The 19,852-nt window shown below is 43.6% G+C and carries 14 protein-coding genes and 2 tRNA genes; 4 read left to right on the top strand and 12 right to left on the bottom strand.

Annotated elements, in window-relative coordinates:
* Nucleotides 1-12: 12 nt before the first annotated feature.
* The 8 genes from AAGC65_RS05635 to AAGC65_RS05600 all read right to left on the bottom strand — a co-directional run bounded on the left by AAGC65_RS05635 (nt 13) and on the right by AAGC65_RS05600 (nt 8,806).
* A tRNA-Gly gene (locus AAGC65_RS05635) sits at nt 13-87 on the bottom strand.
* A 216-nt stretch (nt 88-303) separates the two neighbouring features.
* Nucleotides 304-378 (bottom strand) — tRNA-Ser (locus AAGC65_RS05630).
* Between the two features lie 122 nt (nt 379-500).
* Nucleotides 501-3,245 (bottom strand): hypothetical protein, encoded by a 2,745-nt coding sequence (locus AAGC65_RS05625; RefSeq protein WP_343111440.1) that lies wholly within the window; start codon nt 3,243-3,245, stop codon nt 501-503.
* Nucleotides 3,245-5,617, bottom strand: coding sequence for a hypothetical protein (locus AAGC65_RS05620; RefSeq protein WP_343111439.1), 2,373 nt, complete (start codon nt 5,615-5,617; stop codon nt 3,245-3,247). The genes AAGC65_RS05625 and AAGC65_RS05620 overlap by 1 nt, the downstream gene beginning before the upstream one ends.
* Nucleotides 5,610-6,344: a hypothetical protein gene (locus tag AAGC65_RS05615; RefSeq protein ID WP_343111438.1), complete on the bottom strand. Its 735-nt coding sequence runs from the start codon at nt 6,342-6,344 to the stop codon at nt 5,610-5,612. Before AAGC65_RS05615 ends, AAGC65_RS05620 begins: the two co-directional genes overlap by 8 nt.
* Nucleotides 6,317-7,468: an AAA family ATPase gene (locus AAGC65_RS05610; RefSeq protein WP_343111437.1), complete on the bottom strand. Its 1,152-nt coding sequence runs from the start codon at nt 7,466-7,468 to the stop codon at nt 6,317-6,319. Before AAGC65_RS05610 ends, AAGC65_RS05615 begins: the two co-directional genes overlap by 28 nt.
* Before the next feature lie 6 nt (nt 7,469-7,474).
* Entirely contained in the window at nt 7,475-8,077 is a 603-nt protein-coding gene (locus AAGC65_RS05605) for a hypothetical protein (protein ID WP_343111436.1), read from the bottom strand.
* A 252-nt stretch (nt 8,078-8,329) separates the two neighbouring features.
* Entirely contained in the window at nt 8,330-8,806 is a 477-nt protein-coding gene (locus AAGC65_RS05600; RefSeq protein WP_343111435.1) for a hypothetical protein, read from the bottom strand.
* A 145-nt stretch (nt 8,807-8,951) separates the two neighbouring features.
* Between AAGC65_RS05600 and AAGC65_RS05595 the strand changes: the two genes are divergently transcribed.
* Both AAGC65_RS05595 and AAGC65_RS05590 read left to right on the top strand, forming a co-directional pair.
* Nucleotides 8,952-10,922, top strand: a complete 1,971-nt coding sequence (locus AAGC65_RS05595) for an ATP-binding protein (RefSeq protein ID WP_343111434.1) — start codon at nt 8,952-8,954, stop codon at nt 10,920-10,922.
* Nucleotides 10,909-11,544, top strand: a complete 636-nt coding sequence (locus tag AAGC65_RS05590; protein WP_343111433.1) for a response regulator transcription factor — start codon at nt 10,909-10,911, stop codon at nt 11,542-11,544. Before AAGC65_RS05595 ends, AAGC65_RS05590 begins: the two co-directional genes overlap by 14 nt.
* 7 nt (nt 11,545-11,551) lie before the next feature.
* Here AAGC65_RS05590 and AAGC65_RS05585 read toward each other — a convergent pair whose 3' ends face one another.
* Nucleotides 11,552-13,021, bottom strand: coding sequence for an ATP-binding protein (locus AAGC65_RS05585; RefSeq protein ID WP_343111432.1), 1,470 nt, complete (start codon nt 13,019-13,021; stop codon nt 11,552-11,554).
* A 151-nt stretch (nt 13,022-13,172) separates the two neighbouring features.
* On the opposite strand from AAGC65_RS05585, the gene AAGC65_RS05580 reads away from it, so the two are divergent.
* Nucleotides 13,173-14,504, top strand: a complete 1,332-nt coding sequence (locus AAGC65_RS05580) for a sulfatase-like hydrolase/transferase (RefSeq protein WP_343111431.1) — start codon at nt 13,173-13,175, stop codon at nt 14,502-14,504.
* A gap of 237 nt (nt 14,505-14,741) precedes the next feature.
* On the opposite strand, the gene AAGC65_RS05575 is transcribed toward AAGC65_RS05580, so the two are convergent.
* Nucleotides 14,742-15,641, bottom strand: coding sequence for a glycerophosphodiester phosphodiesterase family protein (locus AAGC65_RS05575; RefSeq protein WP_343111430.1), 900 nt, complete (start codon nt 15,639-15,641; stop codon nt 14,742-14,744).
* 193 nt (nt 15,642-15,834) lie between these two features.
* Between AAGC65_RS05575 and AAGC65_RS05570 the strand changes: the two genes are divergently transcribed.
* Nucleotides 15,835-17,892: a beta-L-arabinofuranosidase domain-containing protein gene (locus AAGC65_RS05570; RefSeq protein ID WP_343111429.1), complete on the top strand. Its 2,058-nt coding sequence runs from the start codon at nt 15,835-15,837 to the stop codon at nt 17,890-17,892.
* Nucleotides 17,893-18,068: 176 nt separating this feature from the next.
* Here AAGC65_RS05570 and AAGC65_RS05565 read toward each other — a convergent pair whose 3' ends face one another.
* Both AAGC65_RS05565 and AAGC65_RS05560 read right to left on the bottom strand, forming a co-directional pair.
* Complete coding sequence (locus tag AAGC65_RS05565) at nt 18,069-19,541, bottom strand: rubredoxin domain-containing protein (RefSeq protein WP_343111428.1); 1,473 nt, start codon at nt 19,539-19,541, stop codon at nt 18,069-18,071.
* Between the two features lie 9 nt (nt 19,542-19,550).
* Nucleotides 19,551-19,852: (2Fe-2S)-binding protein (locus tag AAGC65_RS05560; RefSeq protein ID WP_343111427.1), on the bottom strand; the 302-nt coding region annotated here is incomplete at its 5' end.

The raw sequence follows: 19,852 nt of genomic DNA, 5'->3' as shown, positions 1-19,852 counted from the left end.
TGTAGATAAGGGATGGGTAGCAGGGAGTCGAACCCTGATCTTCAGTTAGGGTCACTGACGCTTTTTGCCTATAAAGCTACTTACCCAAGCCCTGATACAAATATAAGTTTTTGCAATAAAACGGCAATTCAACAGAACTTATCTGCTTGCATAACTATTCTGACTCCTTGTGTTGGTGGTCAGCGTTTTGAGGGGGTATTATCGGGATTTTCAAAAGGATCGGATCTGAGCATTTCCAATACTTTCATGCAGGTTATTTACTTCTCAGGGCTAATTTGTAGCTCATCTTAATATCAGTAAGGGATGGGTAGCAGGGAGTCGAACCCTGATCTCCGGTTTAGCAAACCGGTGCTTTTTGCCAGTAAAGCTACTTACCCAAGCCCTGGTGCAAATGTAAGTTTTTGCAACGAAACAGCAATTCAGGAGAGCTAAGCTAATTGGGTAACTATCCCGATTCTTTGGGGGCGGGGATAGAATATTATTGCATATGGCCAGTTATGTTATTGCTCGTTATCCAGATCATAAATAGCAAGCCGGCGGCTGATTAACCCTAACTGCGATCTTTTGGGCGCGGTAAGTAATTGAATAACTTCGTCTTCTGCCTGAATAATATTTCGCTTAACAGGTGTTTCCGTCGTTGTATCAAAAATAGTTACCCATCGGCCTGTGGCCATAGCAAGTTTTTTTCCGGGCAGTAATTTTACATGTGTAGCTTCCAGCTCCTTTCCAAATAACGTTCCTACCGGCTCTAACTTTTTGTTTGTTAGCTTAACCACCTGACAGCCGGTTGTGGTAAGTACAGCAATTTCAGATTCATTATTAGGCTCATTCGCAGACAGGGCTATAATAGAATTTTCCATCTCCAGATAAATGCCGTTTCCTTCATGGTCAAAACACATCAATATGTTATCCATGTGAAAATAGTAATAGCCATCCCGGCAAAATAAGGTAGTTGGCCTTAGTCCTATTCCTGCCGTTGTAAATACCTGGTCATTCAACATGCAATTAAATTGTGAAAGTAACTGTCCATCAAAATCATAATGTGCCAGGTAAACACCGGTTGGGCTATTATGAAGCGCAGATAAACCGTTTTGTTGGTTTATGTAACATGCTATGTAATTAGTATTTAGCCAGTTCAGGGATCTTAGCCGAAAGCCGCTATCGAAGGTTGATTGAACCGTATCCAATACGATATCGATATTTGCCGGGATAGATGCCCCGACAATGAAAACCTGATCAGTATAAGCCGGCTCGGATAATAATGTTACCGGCCCCGCCTGCGGGTGTTCCCTGTATAAAAATTGATATTCAATTTTATTTTGCTGGTTGACACGAAATAACTGTAATTCCTGATCTTTTATACCCAGACCAATGAGTTGATCATGATAGCTTAGCGCGCAAATACAGGTTGTACCTGCGTGCAGGTTGATATAATTTACTTTTTTAAGCTCGCGTTGCGTTTTTATGTTTTTATTGATAAAACGCCGGGTGTCTGTTTTCAGCAGTGCATCTTTTGCAATAAATTGCGGCATCAGTGTCAGCGCTTCTGTATCGCCATATTGCAACTGGGTATTGATCACATCGTAAACAATAGGCATTACACCGTCCTTTAGCTTTTCCGGGTATTGCTTTTGCAAATCGCCTAATATTATTAAAAATGATGTCTTTTTAGATAAAGGCACATCGGTATTGTAAACGCTTTTCACAACATCATTCAACTGTCTGTCTTCACCACCCGGTTCTGTAAACAGTTGCAGATAGGTTGTTAAACATTTTGCCTGTTCATTGCCAACATGCCATCCCCTCATCAATTGGGCCAAAGCCTCTTTGCGGTCATCCAAATGCTTTAAGGAAATATCGGCAGCACGCAGATAATCGTTAGCGGCAAGTTTTTCATCAATCACCGTTCTATAATATTTAACAGCCTCTGTTTCCTGCCCCATTAGCCGGTATAATTCTGCAGCTTTTTCATGTTGCTTTAGGTTTACGTAAATCTCAACCGCCTCGCTAAAATAACCGCTCTCCCCGAAACAGCCCGCCGCTTCAGATTGATTTTTAATGTGATCCCGAAAAAGAACACCAGCCTCGTAGTAGCACTTACCCTGTTTGAGCACGTTTGCCGCTAATGAAAAACTGCCGAGTAAATGGGCATAAATATATGCCGCACGCTTAAAATCACCGGATGCAATGGCCGTGTTTGCTGCCTGCTGATAACGCTGCTGTAGCGTTACGGTAAAATTGCCACCGTTCCAGGTATCTCCGGGGCGGCCACCTCCCAGCTTACCCAGGTTAAAATTAGTATCTCGCTGGCCCAATCGCGCCGATGGAGTGGCAGTCCCCCGGTTCAGGTAAGGGCTGTTTAACGGAATGGCATATTGCAGCGCTTCATCTGCATTACTATCAAAAAGGTTTATCAACCGGTTTAACTCTCTTTCACGTTGCTGTTGCAGATTATAGCTTATGCCGCCCTTGCGTGGAGGGCTTGGAGTGCTTGGGCTGTTCCCCAGGTTTTTCATTGCATAGAACAGTAAAAGTACAATTGGTGTAAATAAACCGCCATGTGAAATACCTCCTGACATTAAAATCACCACCGCTAAAATAATGCCCCCTATTATAAGCAGTGCTGCAAATACTTCCTTAGCGGGCCAATCACTCCTGTGCGAACTATAAACCTCTTCATCCAAAATGCCCTGATCAAGCGCTAAACTGCCAATATCGCCTGCCAATGAATCCAGCAAATTTGGCATTGGCGGCATTGGTTCAAGACCAATATATTGCAACGGGGGCCGACCAGCCAGCGGAGGATGCGCATAATTCCAGTTGGCCTTTTTTTCAGAAATTGGTTTAATTAAAGACGATAGTTTAACCTCGTCAGCTTTTTCAAAACCAACCATCCCGATAACCGGATGAAAAACCTGCACATCCCAAACAGCCAATCGCTTTAGTTCAGTCATGTTGCATGCGGGTGCGAGCTCAGCATCTACAGGTATAAAAACGTTTTCAGTAACGCAGGTGTAAGCAAAGCGTACGGTGTGTGCTGTGGGTGTTTTATGGTTAAATATTACAAAAAGACCGCCCGGATTATTGTCAGACATGCTTATGGGCATTACATAGCACCGCAATAATGTAACAGGTACCTGCCAGTCGGCTATTTCCATTAACCAGCTGGCAGCATCTGCACCAGGTATAAAAGCACCTGCTATTATCCCTTCGGCTTTTTCGGTATGAATGATACGCAGTTCCATTATTGAAGGCTCTGAATAAATTTAAGAATGTATTGATTATAAAAATCCGCTTCTGATATTACCTGGCTTTTCCCGTCTCTGATAAAATAGGGTGAGCCACAAACCTTACCGTCAGCACTCCAGCAGGCAACCGGTTTTGAAACTGCCAATACAATGGTGATCTCCGGGACTTCAGCGTGCCCATTTTTCAAATATAAGAACCCCCTCGAGTCAAGCACGATCTCGCTTCCGTCGCGCCATCTGTATCGGGCAAATTTTACGTTTTGCATGGTTTTTACAATAAAGCTTTCTGCTTTTGATTCTATGCCGGGTTGATCTGGTCGCCTGGTTGCCCAGTAGAGTGCATTGTTTTGCCGGTCGTCAAGCACCAATTCATACTGATCGATAAAGAGCTTATTACCACCTACTGTCTTGATTATTTTAGCCGAGTTGATGACCGAATAACCACCATAAACCATTTGTTTTACTTTTTGCATCCCGGTGCGCGGCGCATTGATGTACGCATATGCCGGAGATCGATCAATAATTTCGTGGGTGCCTCTATGTGGATTAATTGCTATTTGATGGGAGTTCAACCATCCGTAAAAAAGATTATTAGAAAAACCACGAATGTTGGGCATTAGGTCTCCAAGATCATGTTGCATATACGTATTATCATGCGTATCCGCAGTGTAAATCACGGTTCTTTTTTTTTGCTGATTTTGAATAATTAAATAGATAAAGCCAGCGCATTCTCCTGTTCCGGTACCCCAAAAGTTGGTGCCATCAATTACAAGCTGCTTTACCAATTCAATCGCTCCGTGTTCTTGGTCTTTCCAGAAAAGCAGCCGTTCGTCCATCGTAATTACTACAGCTCCTTCTTCACTGGTTTTAAAGGCTTTTTGTGGCTTAACTTTGATTTTGGAAGCCGGGAAATATAATGGCTGCTGCTCCAGTTGCATCATGGCCGGTAAACTGTCGTTGTTAACCACTTCAGGGCGTTTATGTGGCGCTCCTTTATGCACGAGGTAGTTCATGTCAATCAGTGCTGTGGTGAGTAAGCGACGATGTTGTCCGCGGGTTTCATACATTTTGATATGGCCGTCACGGTCAACTTCTATGCGGTAGTCAAGCCGGTCGCGTATTCCGTCAAGCGCCATTAAAAAGGCCCTCTCCGGCTGATCGTCAGCTATGGTTATCAGCAGGAAGTGGTCTCTCTCATCTATTTGCGAAGCCATCACCTTTTTTAGGGCGATACCACAATGAAGCCCGGCGTCTATTTTTTCCAGCGCTTTTAAAATCCCCGGTTTACTGCGTAGATCTATCATTTCAGGGTCCGACTGGCCCAGCGTCCAACCCTGCAATTGTTCGCTTCGCTTCCCCTCGCTAAAGGCCAACGCTGCCGCCAGCGCAAAAACGCGCGGCGTGCCCCATGTTTTTAGTGTAGTATCTATCAGTACATGCCATTGCGTGGGTGTATGAGTGGGTAAGCGCTCACGCTGCAAAAACAACGCTTCATTATTAGCCAGCCTTGCCATGAGCGACACATCATCCTGTGCGAGCTCGCTTAATAACAGTTTATCATAATCGCCGCGATTGGTGATATCGGCTATTCCTCCAAACTCATTGTTGCCGCCACTATTAAAGTGCATAGGTATGTTTAAGGCCGCCAATACCTGCCGGGCTACGCGCGCGAGGCCCTCGGTTTTAACATCGGCGTTTAGCTCGGCCATCAAATCAGCGGGTTCCTCCGGTATGTCAATCTCCGGTTTTTCGGGCGGGGCGAGCATGCCGGTACGTAACCAGTTATGGAGCATTTCGGTATTCCGGTATCGGGCCAATGCCGCACCCAATGGGGCAAGGTCTGCCTGCAACCGACGGAAGTTATAAGGGTCCTGTCGGCCGAAGATGCTATCGTCCTGCTGTCCGGTGGCAAAGGCATTGACCAGCATCTTCAGCTCATCATCTCCGGCAACCTCGGTATCTTCATGAAAAACCGCTTGTAATAATTCAATACGTTTTATTCCTGTGTGGTCATTCACCGGTAAGGCATTCACCAATTTCAAAAACATTATAGCCGAGCGGATCAGCTCTTTGGCAGCAATATGTTCGCCCTCATTGTAATCCTTGTCATATCCCAGCTTATATAGTTGCGTTTCCAATTCAAACAAACCTTCATAGCCATCTTTGCAGGCACACAGCACCAGCAATACAGCGCCCAAGGGTGGTGCTTGCTTTAGCTGCAGATTGGATAGTAAAAACACAAGGTCTTCGCGATAGCAAATTGTACGCCCATTAGCAAACTCAGCCACTGTGCCATTTTCTGTCCATTGCCAGAAATAATGACGCGGTGCCGAAAAGTAGCTAATACATTTTCTGGTTAGCTCAGACATTGGTGATATTGGTTAGTCTGACAGCGCTGCGTGCAGCAGGCTGAAATACGCTTTTGGCAATTTGCTGAAAGCTGCCGTCAGTGTTAAACAGGATAAAATTATCTTGAACCGGTAATAAGCCGATCACTAAATCTGCAATGATCGGCAATTCAAAATGATAGCCCGCCGGAATGAGTAAACCACTGTAATTCCAGTAAACCTGCCCCGTTAACGGTGGAAGCGGGTTACCGGTGATCAGCGCTTCGCCGGTATCTGAAACCGCAAATTGCAAAACCCGGAGCCGGGTTTCCGGAGCTGTTTCGGCATAGGTTTTCCAGTAAGTTAAAGGCACAAGCAATGCAAAAGCAGGCATCTCAATACTGCTTTGCGATAGCCTGAGCGGTATTTTATCATTAATAGCAGATGGCAGAACCGATACCGGCATGCGCAGTGGTAAAAAGGTTTTTATCGGCACCCAATCCAAACGCGGTAATCTGGCGACGGGAGTAGTTCCCGTTTCCGGAAACAGGCGGTCTTCTTCATCGGCCAGGTAAGTCGCTTCCGCGGGCAGGGCGCGCAGTAAAGCCGATTGCTGGTCGGTAATAGGTATGCCGCGCAGCCAGATGTTTTCTGCTTGTACACCTACTTTCAGACCGGCCAGTTCACGTACGTCGTAAAGCTGGGCTTTATAACGATCCGTTAAAACTACGATATATTCCATTAAGCCGGTTGCATGATTTGTTGCCATAGCATATCAATAGGTTCTTGTACAAACTTACGTTGCTCGGCATTTACTATCCAATTGCAGCGATTACCGAGGTGCATTAAACGATCTTTAATCAGAGCCCTATCGGCCAGGGTGGTTTCAGGTAACTGCCATTGCTGGCTTAATTTCTGCACTTCGTGAAAAATATCATCGGCACTTGGCAAGCTGCTTATTGTTGAACGCGGATGCGCCATTGGATAAGTTTTTTCGCTGATAACCGCGTTAACGATACTATTGATCACTTCGCGCTGTTCTTCGGTATCCCAGATATAGCGTAGCACCCACATATCAGAAGGGATAGCTGTGTCGCGTTTGCAGATCAATGCGCTTGAAGCGATTAATCGTTGCAGTTTAACCGCGCGCCGGTCTGAAACCCGTAATCCTGCGTTCCGCAGTTTACTGATAAGCTCAAGGTAAAGTGGCCTGATCTCTGTTAGGTTGATGGTTGTGGCCATACTTTGCAGCTGCTTAATCTCGTCGGTACTAATGGATGGCTTCTCAGTAGCTACACGCTGTTCTAATAGCCAGCCGGCATCAAGCAGCGCATCAAGATATTGCGGATCAACATTATCACACCGGCAGCGAAGCAGAAAACGGTCAAATAACGCTTGCAGCGCTTCGTCTTCAGGCAGGTGATTGCTGGCCCCAATGATCATCAGCGCAGGTAGTGGACGGTTTTCCCGTCCCCGCCTGAATACTTTTTCGTTCAGTACCATTAATAAGCTATTGAGGATGGCGCTGTTGGCGTTAAGTAATTCGTCAAGAAAAATGAGCGATGCTTCGGGCAGCATGCCTTCTGTGTTAGTTACCAATTCGCCTTCGCGCAGCTTCCGTATATCAAACGGGCCGAAAAGCTCGTTGGGTTCGGTAAATCGCGTTAGCAGGTATTCAAAGGTTTCGCCATCTATCAGTTTTGAGAGTTCCCGTACGGTGGCGCTTTTGGCGGTTCCCGGAGGGCCTAATAAAAATAAGTTTTCCCGGCCGGCCAGGCAAATGCCCATCAGGTCAATAATTTCGTCTTTGTCAACAAACGTACATTTCAGGTGATTCATCACCAAATGAAGTTTGTCTACAATTGTGATTTGGTTTTGGTCAATTGTGTTCATAATAAGTTATGGCGTGGGCCAAAATATGTCTTTATGCATGCCCATTACTTCGGCCAGTAAATCGTCAGTTTCTTTAGCCCTTGTTTCGTCGCGGGTTTTAATGATGCGGTCTGCATAAATATAGCGTAATGCCGGATGTGAGCAAATGGCTGTCAGGGGTACAGAAGGATTAACTTTTGTGCCAACTGATGAAAAAGGCCATTGGGCAGCTACCTGGTGTATATGATTAACAAGCGGATCGTCGGGCGCAAGGTTTTTGATTAATTTAACAAGATCGCCTAAGTGACGGAACAACAGATCAACGGAGTAAATTGCCGATGCCGAGCCGGTATCATGATAAACAGGCAGCCATTTATCCATCAACCCGGATTCAAGATTGCGGAGCAACGTAAATTGAGAGGCCCTAAAAAGATAATTAGCAGCCCAACATGCAGCGTTTTCATCAAATGCGGGTGCTTGCCCGGGCAGTTCTGTTATGTCGCGATCGTATTCCTGCTGCAACAATTCTTTTGCTTCCGCGATGTCTGCCTTATCAAAATCATTTAATTCACGCGGAACAATAATTTTTCCTTCGTTGAAAAGTAATTTTAAAAATGCACTTAAATCCATCTGCGTATTATTACGGAAAGATAAGTAATTCTGTTAAGAGATATAACTAAAAAGTGTATGATGAATTACCATAATATATATTATTACGGTAGAAAATATTTTGTTGCTAATTTGATGATGTATTATTGAGATGCAAAAATGCCTCTAACTTTATGATCAGAGGCATTCAAAAAGGATTCGTGAAGTTTTCTTTACAGGCGACAACGCTTTTTTTAAATTAAGCAGCTTTTGTTGGGGCTAATACCCTCCTGGCTATTTTACCTTCACCGCTATTTCTCCGTCTTCCAGGCTTTCAATGTTTTTTTCTCCAAATACATTGGGTGATGCTTTTTGGAGTACTTTCAGCAAATCATCAGTAGTACCGGTATGCTCTACTAAGATACTTGAACCGGCCGAGTTAAATTTCATTTTAGTGCCCGTTACATTCTTATCCTTCTTAACATCCTCATTAATGCCGCTCAGGGCAGAGAATGTAACGCCCGATATTTTGATGATGGTTTTTGTTTCTGTTGTTTGGCTGCTGTCTTTTTTCTTTTTCCCAAAGAACCCCAGTATCTTATCGCCTGTGCTTTTGGTCTTATCAGCTGTATTGCCTGCTTTGTCAACAGTGTTTCCAGCTTTATCAACTTTGTCTGAAGCCCTGTCTATTTTATCAAGAACGGCCTGCGCTTTTGTTGTTGTGAAGCCGAATAGCGTCAAAGCCGCGCAGATTAACATGATCTTTTTCATAGTATATTCGATTTAGATTTATGCAGTAATGAGACAGTAAACACAAATTTATGCCGGTTAGGTAATGGCTACAATGACTGGAAACAGTCATTTTCTTTATGGCTGTAAACAGTCATATTTGTACATCTAACCATATCCGCATTATATGATAACCGGCCTTTGTAAAATAACCCTAAAACGAATTATTATTTTTATTGCTGTTTTATTACTGCCTGCTATTTGCTGCGCTTCGCAAAGCCGGAATGGAAACAGCAGCGATAGTTTATATCAGCTATTGATACAAAAAAATGCCGATAGCGTTAAGGCAAAGGCATGCTTCCTTTTAATTGATAAATACTTTGTTACTGATAGTGCCAAGGCGCGGCAATACTTTCAATTGGGCAAACGCTATAATGCCGGTAATAAGTTTATGCAGACCGTTTTGTTATATTATGCAGCAAGGTTAATAGAACAACAACAGCCAGATTCTGCTATAAAGCGCTATCTCCAGGCAGAGCAGGATTTTAAAGTATTCAAGACCCGCATCGCGTTCATAGCCCGTGCCAGGTGCCTGCATGATTATGCCCGGCTGTTGCAGCATCAGAAAGATGATACAGAGTCATACATCAATATTTTATTGAACAAAGTAATTCCTTTGGCACATCAGGCTGGCGATAGCACCTATATTGGTAAAAATTATATTGATGTAGCTATCGGCTTTAAAAATTTGAAAGAATATAAAAAAGCCAATGTTTATTTGACCAGGGCTATTGATGTATTGAAAAAAACGCATGCCTCTGTTGAATACCTGGCTTCTGCCTATCATACATCGTCAGAGAACTATTCGTTGGCAGGTAATTCAGTTCAGGCTAAGGCCATGCTGGATAGCATGAAGACATTATTGATCCCTTACCCTGATGCTGAGCCCTGGCTTGATTATTATGCTGCCGAAGGTATGAGGCTAACTATAGCCGAGCAATTTGATGCCTCACTGGCTGTTATTAATAAAGGCATAGCCTTAGCGGAGCGGTTGAAACGGGTATACCCGGAGCAAAGGCTGCTGCTTCAAAAATTTTACGCCCTGTATAATAAAAAAGCGTTACAACAAGCCCGGAATGTAGCTCTTGACCTCACCAAAAGAAGAGAATTCATGAATATAGCCACTAATAGGGTGCAATTATTTTATGGATTATCTGTAACTGAAGAAGGGCTCAAAAACCTTCCTGAGGCTTATAAATGGCTTAAGAGGTACAGTGATTTAAATGATAGTATTTCCAGGAGCAATTTGGAAAAAACGATCAATTCGATGGAAATTAAATTCAGGAACGCTGAAAATCAGAAAAAGATAGCAGACCTCAACAGGATAAATGAACAAGTAAAGCTCGATGCCAAAAACAGCCGTTTAATTAATGGCTTGCTGGCATCGGCAAGTTTGTTTTTGCTAACTGTGATCATATTGGTCATTTTCTTTTATCAAAATAAAAAGAAGCTATCGGCTCAGCAGGAGCAGGCAAAAATTACCGAGGCCATGCTGCAGGGCCAGGAAGATGAACGCATCAGGGTGGCCCGCGACCTGCATGACGGTTTAGGGGGGATGCTATCGGCCGTAAAAATAAACCTCTCGGATTTTGCTAAAGAAGGGAAGGATGATAGAGAGCTCCTTAAAATTATGAGCCAGTTGGATAATTCGGTTAGCGAGCTGCGGCGAATAGCGCATAATATGATGCCCGAAATGTTGATTAAATTAGGGTTGGAAGCATCCTTAAACGACCTTTGTGAATCGCTGATGTCTGAACATCTGCACATCGCGCTTCAGTGTCTGGATATTCAAACCACCATTCCAACGCAGGATCAGATCACCATATACCGTATTGTACAGGAACTGCTTACCAATGTGGTTAAACATGCAAATGCCAAAAATGTATTTTTGCAATGCTCGCAACACGAGGAAGTTTTTTTCATTACTATAGAAGACGATGGAAAAGGTATGGGTGCTGTTCAGTCAACCCCCAAACAGGGTATCGGCTTAAACAACATTAAAAGCCGTGTAGCTTTCCTGAATGGGAAGATGGAAATACTATCAAAAGAAAATAATCCCGGAACCGCTATTAATATAGAATTATATGTTACAGCCTAAATATACCATTGCCGTTGTTGACGACCATCCTGTTGTTATTGAGGGGTTAATAAACCTGTTATCAAAAAATGAAAACTTTGAAATAGCGGGTGGCTTTACTACGGGTGCAGAATTTATTGCTTTTTTGAAAAAAACGCCTGTTCATATCGTATTGCTTGATATTATCCTCCCTGATAGTAATGGAATGGATTTATGCGAGCAGATAAAGGTAATATCTCCTGCTACGGTTGTGTTGGCCTTAAGTAATCACGATAGCAGAAGCGCCATCATGAAAATGCTGGAGAAGGGGGCAAGTGGTTATCTTTTAAAAAATGCATCGGTTGATGAATTAGTGAACTGCATTAATGAGGCATTGAACGGACAAATTGCTTTTAGTAATGCGGTAAAAGAAATACTGGCACGGCCACAAATCGGTAGAATCAGCGAGAATGTTAAACTCACTGTAAGGGAAAAGGAAATCCTAAAGTTGATAGCTTCCGGACTCACGACGCCTAATATTGCAGCGCAACTTTTTTTAAGTAAGTTCACGGTAGAGAACCACCGGAAAAATTTATTGCAAAAACTGAAGGCCAAAAATGTTGCGGAGTTAATAACTACTGCAACCCGCGAAAATTTTATTTGAGGTGAAATTAGGCTACTACCGGTAATGAAAAATAAAAGGTTGATCCACATCCTAATTCGCTTTCTGCCCAAATTTTTCCTTCGTGCCGTTTAATAATCTCGCAACATAAATAAAGACCGATCCCGAAACCCGCGATGTGTTGGCTACCCTCAACCCGGTAATACCGTTCAAAAAGCCTGCTAATTTCTTCCTGCTTAATGCCAATGCCCTTGTCCCTTACACTCACCTGTGCAGAACCATTAACGGTAATGCAGGCTATATTGATCATACTGCCTTGTTTAGAGTATTTAACCGCATTGCTGATCAGGTTATTAATAACCTGGCTAATCTTATCCCGGTCGGCATTAACATAGGTTTCCTCAACGGGTGCAAAAACCAATTGATGGGATGAGAACATAGGGATAGCCTCGGCTTCAGATTCTTCAACCAGGCCAGCCATGTCAAAGCGGCTTCTGTCGATATTGATCTTGCTGGATTCGAGCCTGGAAACATTTAAAAAACCATTGATCATGGTGGTCATCCGCCTGACTTGCTTAACAGACTGGTCGAGCGCACCTAATGTAAAGGTATCCTTATCCATTTTTGATTTACCCTGCAGCATTTGCAAATAAGCACTGAGTGATGTGAGCGGTGTCTTTAATTCGTGGCTAACCATGCCGATAAAATCACTTTTCCTTTCTTCCTCCATTTTGCGGTTGGTTACATCACTGGCAGCACCAAACCATTCCATGATTTCGCCCTGGTCATTCAAAATGGGTACGGCGCGCGATTGCGTCCAGCCTATTTTCCCATCTGCCTGTAAAACCCGGTGCTCCAGTTCAAACATTTCTTTATTCCGAAAGGCCTTTTGCGCTGCGGTCTTAACCTTTTCCTGATCATCAGGATGGATGTATTTGGAGATCCAGTCATCAATAGGCTCCGTAGTATCCGACAAAAATCCGCGGCCATCCAATTGGTACATTATATACAAATCGGCGCTCATGCTATAGATCATATCCGAGGTAGATGTTACCAGTGCCCTGAAACGATCTTCGCTTTCCATTAGCGCTTTTTTTTGCGCGTTCTCCATCGCCCTTACCCGGGTAAGTTCAATTTTAGCCAACTCTCTTTCGGTTACATCTACTGCCGTATGTATAATGCAGTAAACTTCACCTGCCGGGTTCCTGATAGCCCTGTATTCATAGTCAAAATAAAAAGTTTGCAGGCGGCCATCAACTACCAGGTCGGCCCGGATCGCCTCGCCTATATCATCTATACCCGTGGTGAATACTTTTCTGAGCATATCCATAAAGGGCTGGTTCTTGATCTCGGGAAGTGCTACATCGAGCGATAATCCGATAATGCTGTTGTCACGATCCCAGAACGCCAGCATAGCTTTATTTGCCGATTCAATGACAATATCTTCCGTCGTATAAATTGCCGTAGCAGTTTTAGACTGGTCAAGGACGGCTAAAAGTTGTTCATTGGTTAAAGACATTGGTGTGAGGTTGCTCAAGTATAAAGAACCCGTTTTTAGACAAATTGTTCATTTATAAAAAGATATATGTAAATATCTTTTTAGGATATGTTTTGCCGGGATTCTTCCGTACATTTCAAGCTCAGCAATATAAAACCATCGGCTCGGCTTTATGAAAAAAATATCCTTATTCATTTTATTACTTCTGTTAGCGTTTAATGGCTTTAGCCAGAAAAGACCCAATGTTATTTTTATCCTTACAGATGATCTGGGCTATGGCGATATTGGCTGTTATGGCAACCCACTTATAAAAACACCGTTTTTAGATAGTATGGCGCATGAAGGTATCCATGCCACAAGCTATGTAGTTACTTCGCCAATTTGTACACCATCGCGGGCCGCATTGCTTACCGGCAGGTACGCCAACCGCATGAACTTGCCGGTGCCGCTTGGCCCGGGAGCTAATCATGGTATTCCTACACAAGAGGTCACGATAGCGCAAATGCTTAAAGCGGCCGGCTACAAAACCGGCATGGTTGGCAAATGGCATCTGGGCGACAGGGATACCACCCTGCCCAATATCAAAGGGTTCGATTCCTTTTTCGGCATGTTGTATAGTCACGATTACAGAACGCCCTATGTGAATACCGATACGGTTATCAAAATATACCGGAACCGCACCCCGGTTATTTATAAACCGGCCGATAGCACCTTGATTGATCTGTATACCGATGAGTCGGTCAAGTTTATTAGACAACAATCGGCAAAGCAGCCATTCTTTTTGTACCTGGCGCATAACATGCCGCATTTACCTATCGCGTTTGCTGCACGTAAGTACCGCAAGGTGCATTCAGATGGCGGTGAGTATGGCGATATTATTGAGGGACTTGATAATAGCTTTGCCAAAATATGGTCGGCGTTGAAGGCAAAGGGCCTGGCAGATAATACCATTTTTATATTTTCGAGCGATAACGGCCCCTGGCTCAACATTCCCGACCGGGTTTATGCCGATGGGGTTACCCGCCAGTATCATGCTGGCTCGCCCGGGATTTTCAGAGGGGCTAAATTTGAAACTTATGAGGGCGGCGACAGAGTGCCTTTTATCATCTACTGGAAAAACCATACGCTGCGCAATAAAACCATCACATCGGCCTTTTCATGCCTGGATGTAATGCCTACACTGGCCGAATGGACAGGCGCCCAATTACCAAAGGGAAGAAAGCTGGACGGACAATCCATAGCCCCGTTGTTAACCGATCCTAATTATAAAGGTAAGCACCAAATGATATTTTATGTAAATACCATTGGCGAGGTAGTGCGCGACGGTGACTGGAAATTAAGAAGAACCCAAACACCTACAGGCGACATCAAAATCGAGTTATTTAACCTGGCCTGGGACCCAGCCGAGCGCGTAAACCTGGCCGATAAAAATGAGGATGAAGTAAAACGCCTAATGCCTGTTTTAACTGGATTTTTGAGTGAAACGAGTAAGCCGTTTAATTGAGGGGCTGTGTTGCTTAAGTTATTGCAGGGTAACGCTTAAAGAAAGTTGCTTTTAAACTTTTGAGCCCCCAATAATAAGATAGATTATTTGTAAATAATTGGTAATTAGGTGTTCGTCGGTATTCGCGAACGTTCATGGTGTGAAAAATGAACACCTATGAGCATGCCTAAAACAAAAAGAGGACGGTTGCCGAAAGGTAGCCGTCCTCTTTTTGTTTTAGGCATGATTGTTTGATCACTACCTCAATCCCCGCTTGTGCAGATAAGACAATAATTCCTTGGGGCGGTCGGTTTGAATCATGGTTGCGCCGTGCGCTATTATCCAATCCCAGCTATCTTTGGTATTTAATTCATCTACAGCCACATCATCGCTATGCCCGCCGTTCAGGGATGGCCATAAGGAATTGATCCAGATCTTAGCACCTCTGTTTTTGATAAAAGTATTGTTGGTTAAAATGCCGGATGTATCTTTTTGAAATATCAGTTCAAAGGCTACAGGCTTCATGCCGGTTTGGTAATCATCTATGATCTGTTTGGCGTTTGGTTTATCCAGACTTACCACTGCCATAAAGGTAATACTATCCAATATAGGGGCGTACCGGGCTTTCAGATCCTGGTAGGGTACGTCGGTTTTAAAAATAGCCTGGTTCAAGGTGCCTGTTTTTTTCAACACCTCATAAGCCTCGTTATAATATGGCAAACTTTTATCCAGGTTTACCAATACTTTTCCTTTGGCCAGCAGCATCACTTCTTCTAAAGTAGGTATGGTATGTTTGGTAACCGTACCCAGGCCGTTACGTAAATGAAATTGCTTTAACTGGGCAAGCGTATAGTCAGATGGTTTGCCTTTTCCGTTGGTGGTGCGGTCAATAGTGCCGTCGTGCATAACCACTACAACGCCATCGCTGGTTTTATTCAGGTCTATCTCAATACAATCAACACCCATTTCAATAGCCAGTTTATAGGCCTGTAAAGAATTTTCGGGAGCATTGCGCCAATCGCCGCGATGAGCTGTCACCAGCACCTTTTTATCCTTAACGTCATGTAACTGTTTAATGCGCTCGTTAATTTGAGCTTGCGATGAGATGCCGGCGAAAATAAGCAGGGCTGCTAAAATGGTATTTCGTAATTGTTTCATAAATGTATCAAGATGGAAATAGCGGTAAAAGTCTGAAACTAATATTATGAAAACATTAAATCGGCAAAACTATCTATAGGAATAAATTTAGCAGGTAATGAATGTAAGAAAAGGCTATATTGTGCAAAAGTGATTGTACTTGAAAATATTATCGCTTTTAAAATAACCAATTTTAACCTTTAATCACCTACCAATGATTAACCTCAAATGTTATCGCCATCTATTGCTATGCGGTAAATTAACCTTTTTAAGTTGCCTGGGTATGGCGCAAACGGGCAACACGCCGACGCATGCCATACAATCTGTAAGTTTTCAGAATGTACGGATCGATGATCAATTCTGGAACCCCAGGTTCAAGATATGGAACTCCACAACCGTTTACGATGTATTTGATAAGCTGGAAGGCAAGTATGTGCCTGATCGCCCCGATATTATAAAAGAAAAGGAAAAACTTGGCCGAACCAGGAATGCTTTTCAAAACTTTGACTGGGTGGCCGAGGGAAAAAAGAATACCCAGCAGCATGATGGCCCACCCTGGTATGATGGGTTGGTTTATGAAACCATAAGAGGGGCGGCCGATTTAATGGCCCAGCACCCTGATAAAAAACTGGAAGCCAAAATTGATGCTTATATAGATCGGATTGCTGCCGCTCAAAATGCAGATCCGGATGGTTATATCAATACCTATACTACATTGATGCGACCAACCCAACGTTGGGGCACCAACGGCGGCGATGATAAATGGCAGCATGATATTTATAATTCGGGTATGCTGATGGAGGCGGGCGTGCATTATTACAAAGCCACCGGAAAAACAAAACTGTTGAATGTAGCTGTTAAAATAAGCAACTACATCTGCACCCAAATTGGGCCCGCACCTAAAAGTAATGTGATACCCGGCCACGGTGGTCCCGAAGAAGCCTTGCTGAAAGTTTACCAATTATTTAAACAACAGCCTGAGCTAAAAAGTAAAATGACCGTCCCGGTAAATGAGGACAACTATTTGGCGATGGTGAAATTTTGGGTGGAAGAGCGTGGCAATTATGGCGAAAAGGATGGATCGCATGCCCGGAAAAGTGATAGCTCCTACAATCAGGATCATATGCCCGTTTTTCAGCAAAAAACAATAGAGGGGCACGCGGTGAGAGCCACACTACTGGCAACAGGAGTAACTGCTACTGCGATGCAAACCGGAGATGCACGTTATGCCAATACCGCTAACAACTACTGGAATAACATGATCGGCAAACGCATGTTTATTACCGGGGGCGAAGGTGCTATTGCCGATGGCGAACGTTTTGGTGCTAATTATTTTTTACCTGAATCTGCCTATCTGGAAACCTGTGCCTCCATTAGCTCGGGCTTTTTCAGCGAGCAGATGAATGAACTGCAAGCCGACGGAAAATATATGGACGAGTTTGAAAGGGTGATCTACAATAATTTGCTGTCGGGCATTTCATTATCTGGCGATCACTTTTTTTACGAGAATCCGCTTGTGGGCAACGGTAATAAACGCTGGGCCTGGCATGATTGTCCCTGCTGCCCACCTATGATCTTAAAAATGGTAGGTGCGCTGCCGCAATATATTTATGCCTACGATAACAATCAGCTTTATGTTAACCTGTTTATCGGCAGCGAGGCATCGTTTAAAATAAAAAGCTCGGCTGTTCTATTAAAACAAACCACGGGTTACCCCTGGAAAGGAACCAGCAAAATAGAGGTAACGCCTGCAACCAATGCCACATTTGCCATCAACGTGCGTATACCGGGCTGGGCCGAGGGAAAAGAGAACCCCTTTGATCTTTATCATTCCACCATCAAGGGTAAAGTTTCGTTAAAAGTTAACGGACAACCTGTGCCTGTTGAGCCGGTAAAAGGTTATGCTTCCATAACCAGATCATGGAAAAAAGGTGATGTGATAGAGCTCGATCTGCCAATGCAACCCAGACTGATAACAGCTAATGATTCTGTACAAACGATTAAAGGAAAACTGGCATTGGCTTCCGGCCCTGTTATTTACAGTTTTGAATCGCTGGATAACCCAGGCCTGAATGATTATGTTTTAAAACCAAACACCTCGTTGGCTATGAGTTATAAACCTGATTTGCTAAACGGTATCAACGTGATCACCGGGCAGGCAACCGACGCGTCAGGTAAAAAGGTTGAATTTAAAGCTATCCCTTTTTATGCTATTGGAAATCGTCAGCCAGGAGACCCTTATCAGGTTTGGGTAAATGAGGATGTTAAGTAATAAATCTCATATCCTCAAAAGAGTAGAACAGGAGTAGATATACCCTCCTATGGAGGGCGGATCTGGTGTTGTGGCAGGGAGGGGTTTCGCGCTATTATATTGCTGCGGAACCCCTCCCTACACCCTCCCAGGGGAGGGAATCGCGCGATCCTCCGTTTTCATCGGTTTGTATAATTTTATTTATAACTATTGGTATTTAACATACCCTTTTCTAATCGTACAAAACTATCTTTTGATGATTCGCAGGTAGGGCATGAGTAATCATTTAGGGTTTCAAAGTCAATTCCTGGGGCAATACCTGCCCCATCGCCATAGGTTTTATCATAAATGCTGAAACAGTTTTGGCATTGATAAATGTGATGGATCTCTGTATCTGTTTTTGGATCCAGAATTTCACTTGACGCCGAAGGTTGCAGTAAATTTTGATCAAATAATGTATCGTAAAAATGATTGCAAAGCTGAATCAGGCACTGGCCCAGGTCGTGTTTAGCTACCTGCTCCTGAAACGTAATATATTCTTTAGAATTAGGATTAAAATCGCGACTGTGTAAAACATCAAACACATCGGCACTATGTTTTTTGATGATGATAGAACCGGGTAAGCCTGTTTTAGGCTGCATTTTTATGGCGAAGGAAAGCCGGTAGGTGCGCAGGTCATATGCCTCAAACTCACGTACCAGCTGTTGTTTTAATTCCAGGCTTTCGGTGTTCAGGTTTTCCAGCTGCCAGTTTAACTCGTTTGATGCATGCCTTACATTTATCCGGTGTTTATTGAGGATGTCGCCCCATTCTTTGCGGTCGGCGTCATTAATTCCTTTGATGAGTAATGATTTCCATGGCGTGGTATATAATTGTCCGATGCGGTTTTTGAGGCACAGTGAACAAATATCTTTCATAAAATTCATCGGGAACAATTCATTTCTCCGGTAAATACCCAGCCAGTATTTGTTATTCACATACCGGTTCAGTCCTTCATAATATGGGAGCTGAAAATCGGGCAGTTTTAAAGGTTCGGTAATGGGTTGGTTAACCAGATCATATTTCGCGGTAACCAATTCATGAAATTTTTGGTGATTGATATCTTGCTGGTCATAAAATAAAGTTTTATGATCCATCAGGATATGCTCGGCTACCTGACTCAGCGCGGGAATATCATCAGAGTAAATGAGCGAAGGCCAGCAATAAAGATCAGTTGTTTTGGGGAAACGAACATACATGTACCAATAGTTGCTAACATCAGATGTGATGAAGTTAAAATTGCCGCTAAAAAAAGGTACAAAGGCTTGGTTCCTGTCTACCAGGTTAATTTTTAAACGCGGGTTGAAGTTAAACAAGTCAAATATGTCTTTGTAAACACCCTCCTTTATCCAACTTTCTGTATTGAATATGGCATCGGTAACGTAAGAACTAATGATGTTTGGAAACTCATCCTCATTTATTTCATAGTCTATCCCTCCCCGCAGCATATCCATTTCCATATCTTCAAGGTTGGCAGCTTCAATGCAAAAAAACAATTGTTGCCTGTTGCCAATGCGGATGGCCTCGGCCCCTGCGTTTTCGGCTATCAGCAAAAGCTCGTAAAGGTCGCCTGCCGATACCACGCCACCCGGCAGGTTTACTTTGATGCAATAGGTTTCTTTTTCCATCATCGGTATATTTTATGCGGCAGCTGTTTTAAGCATTTCTTCCAGTAGCCGCTTAACCTCGGGCCGGCACGATCCGCAGCCGGTGCCTGCCCCTGTGGCGCTGCACAGATCTTTCAGGTTATTACAACCCGATGCTATTTTATTCTGGATGTTCTCGCTACCCACATTATTGCAGCTGCAAACCAACTTGCCTAATACAGGTTCCGTTTTTTTGCCGCTGCGCAAAAGCTGCATGCGTTTTTCGCTGAGTTCGGTTTTATTGGCTATCAGTTCCCTAAATTCCAGGAACTCGCTTTTATCGCCTATCAAAATAG

Origin of the sequence: Mucilaginibacter sp., from assembly GCF_039207105.1 — a bacterium.
GTDB lineage: Bacteria > Bacteroidota > Bacteroidia > Sphingobacteriales > Sphingobacteriaceae > Mucilaginibacter.
Note: the sequence above shows the minus strand (reverse complement) of the source record. Positions and strands in the feature narration are given on the sequence as shown.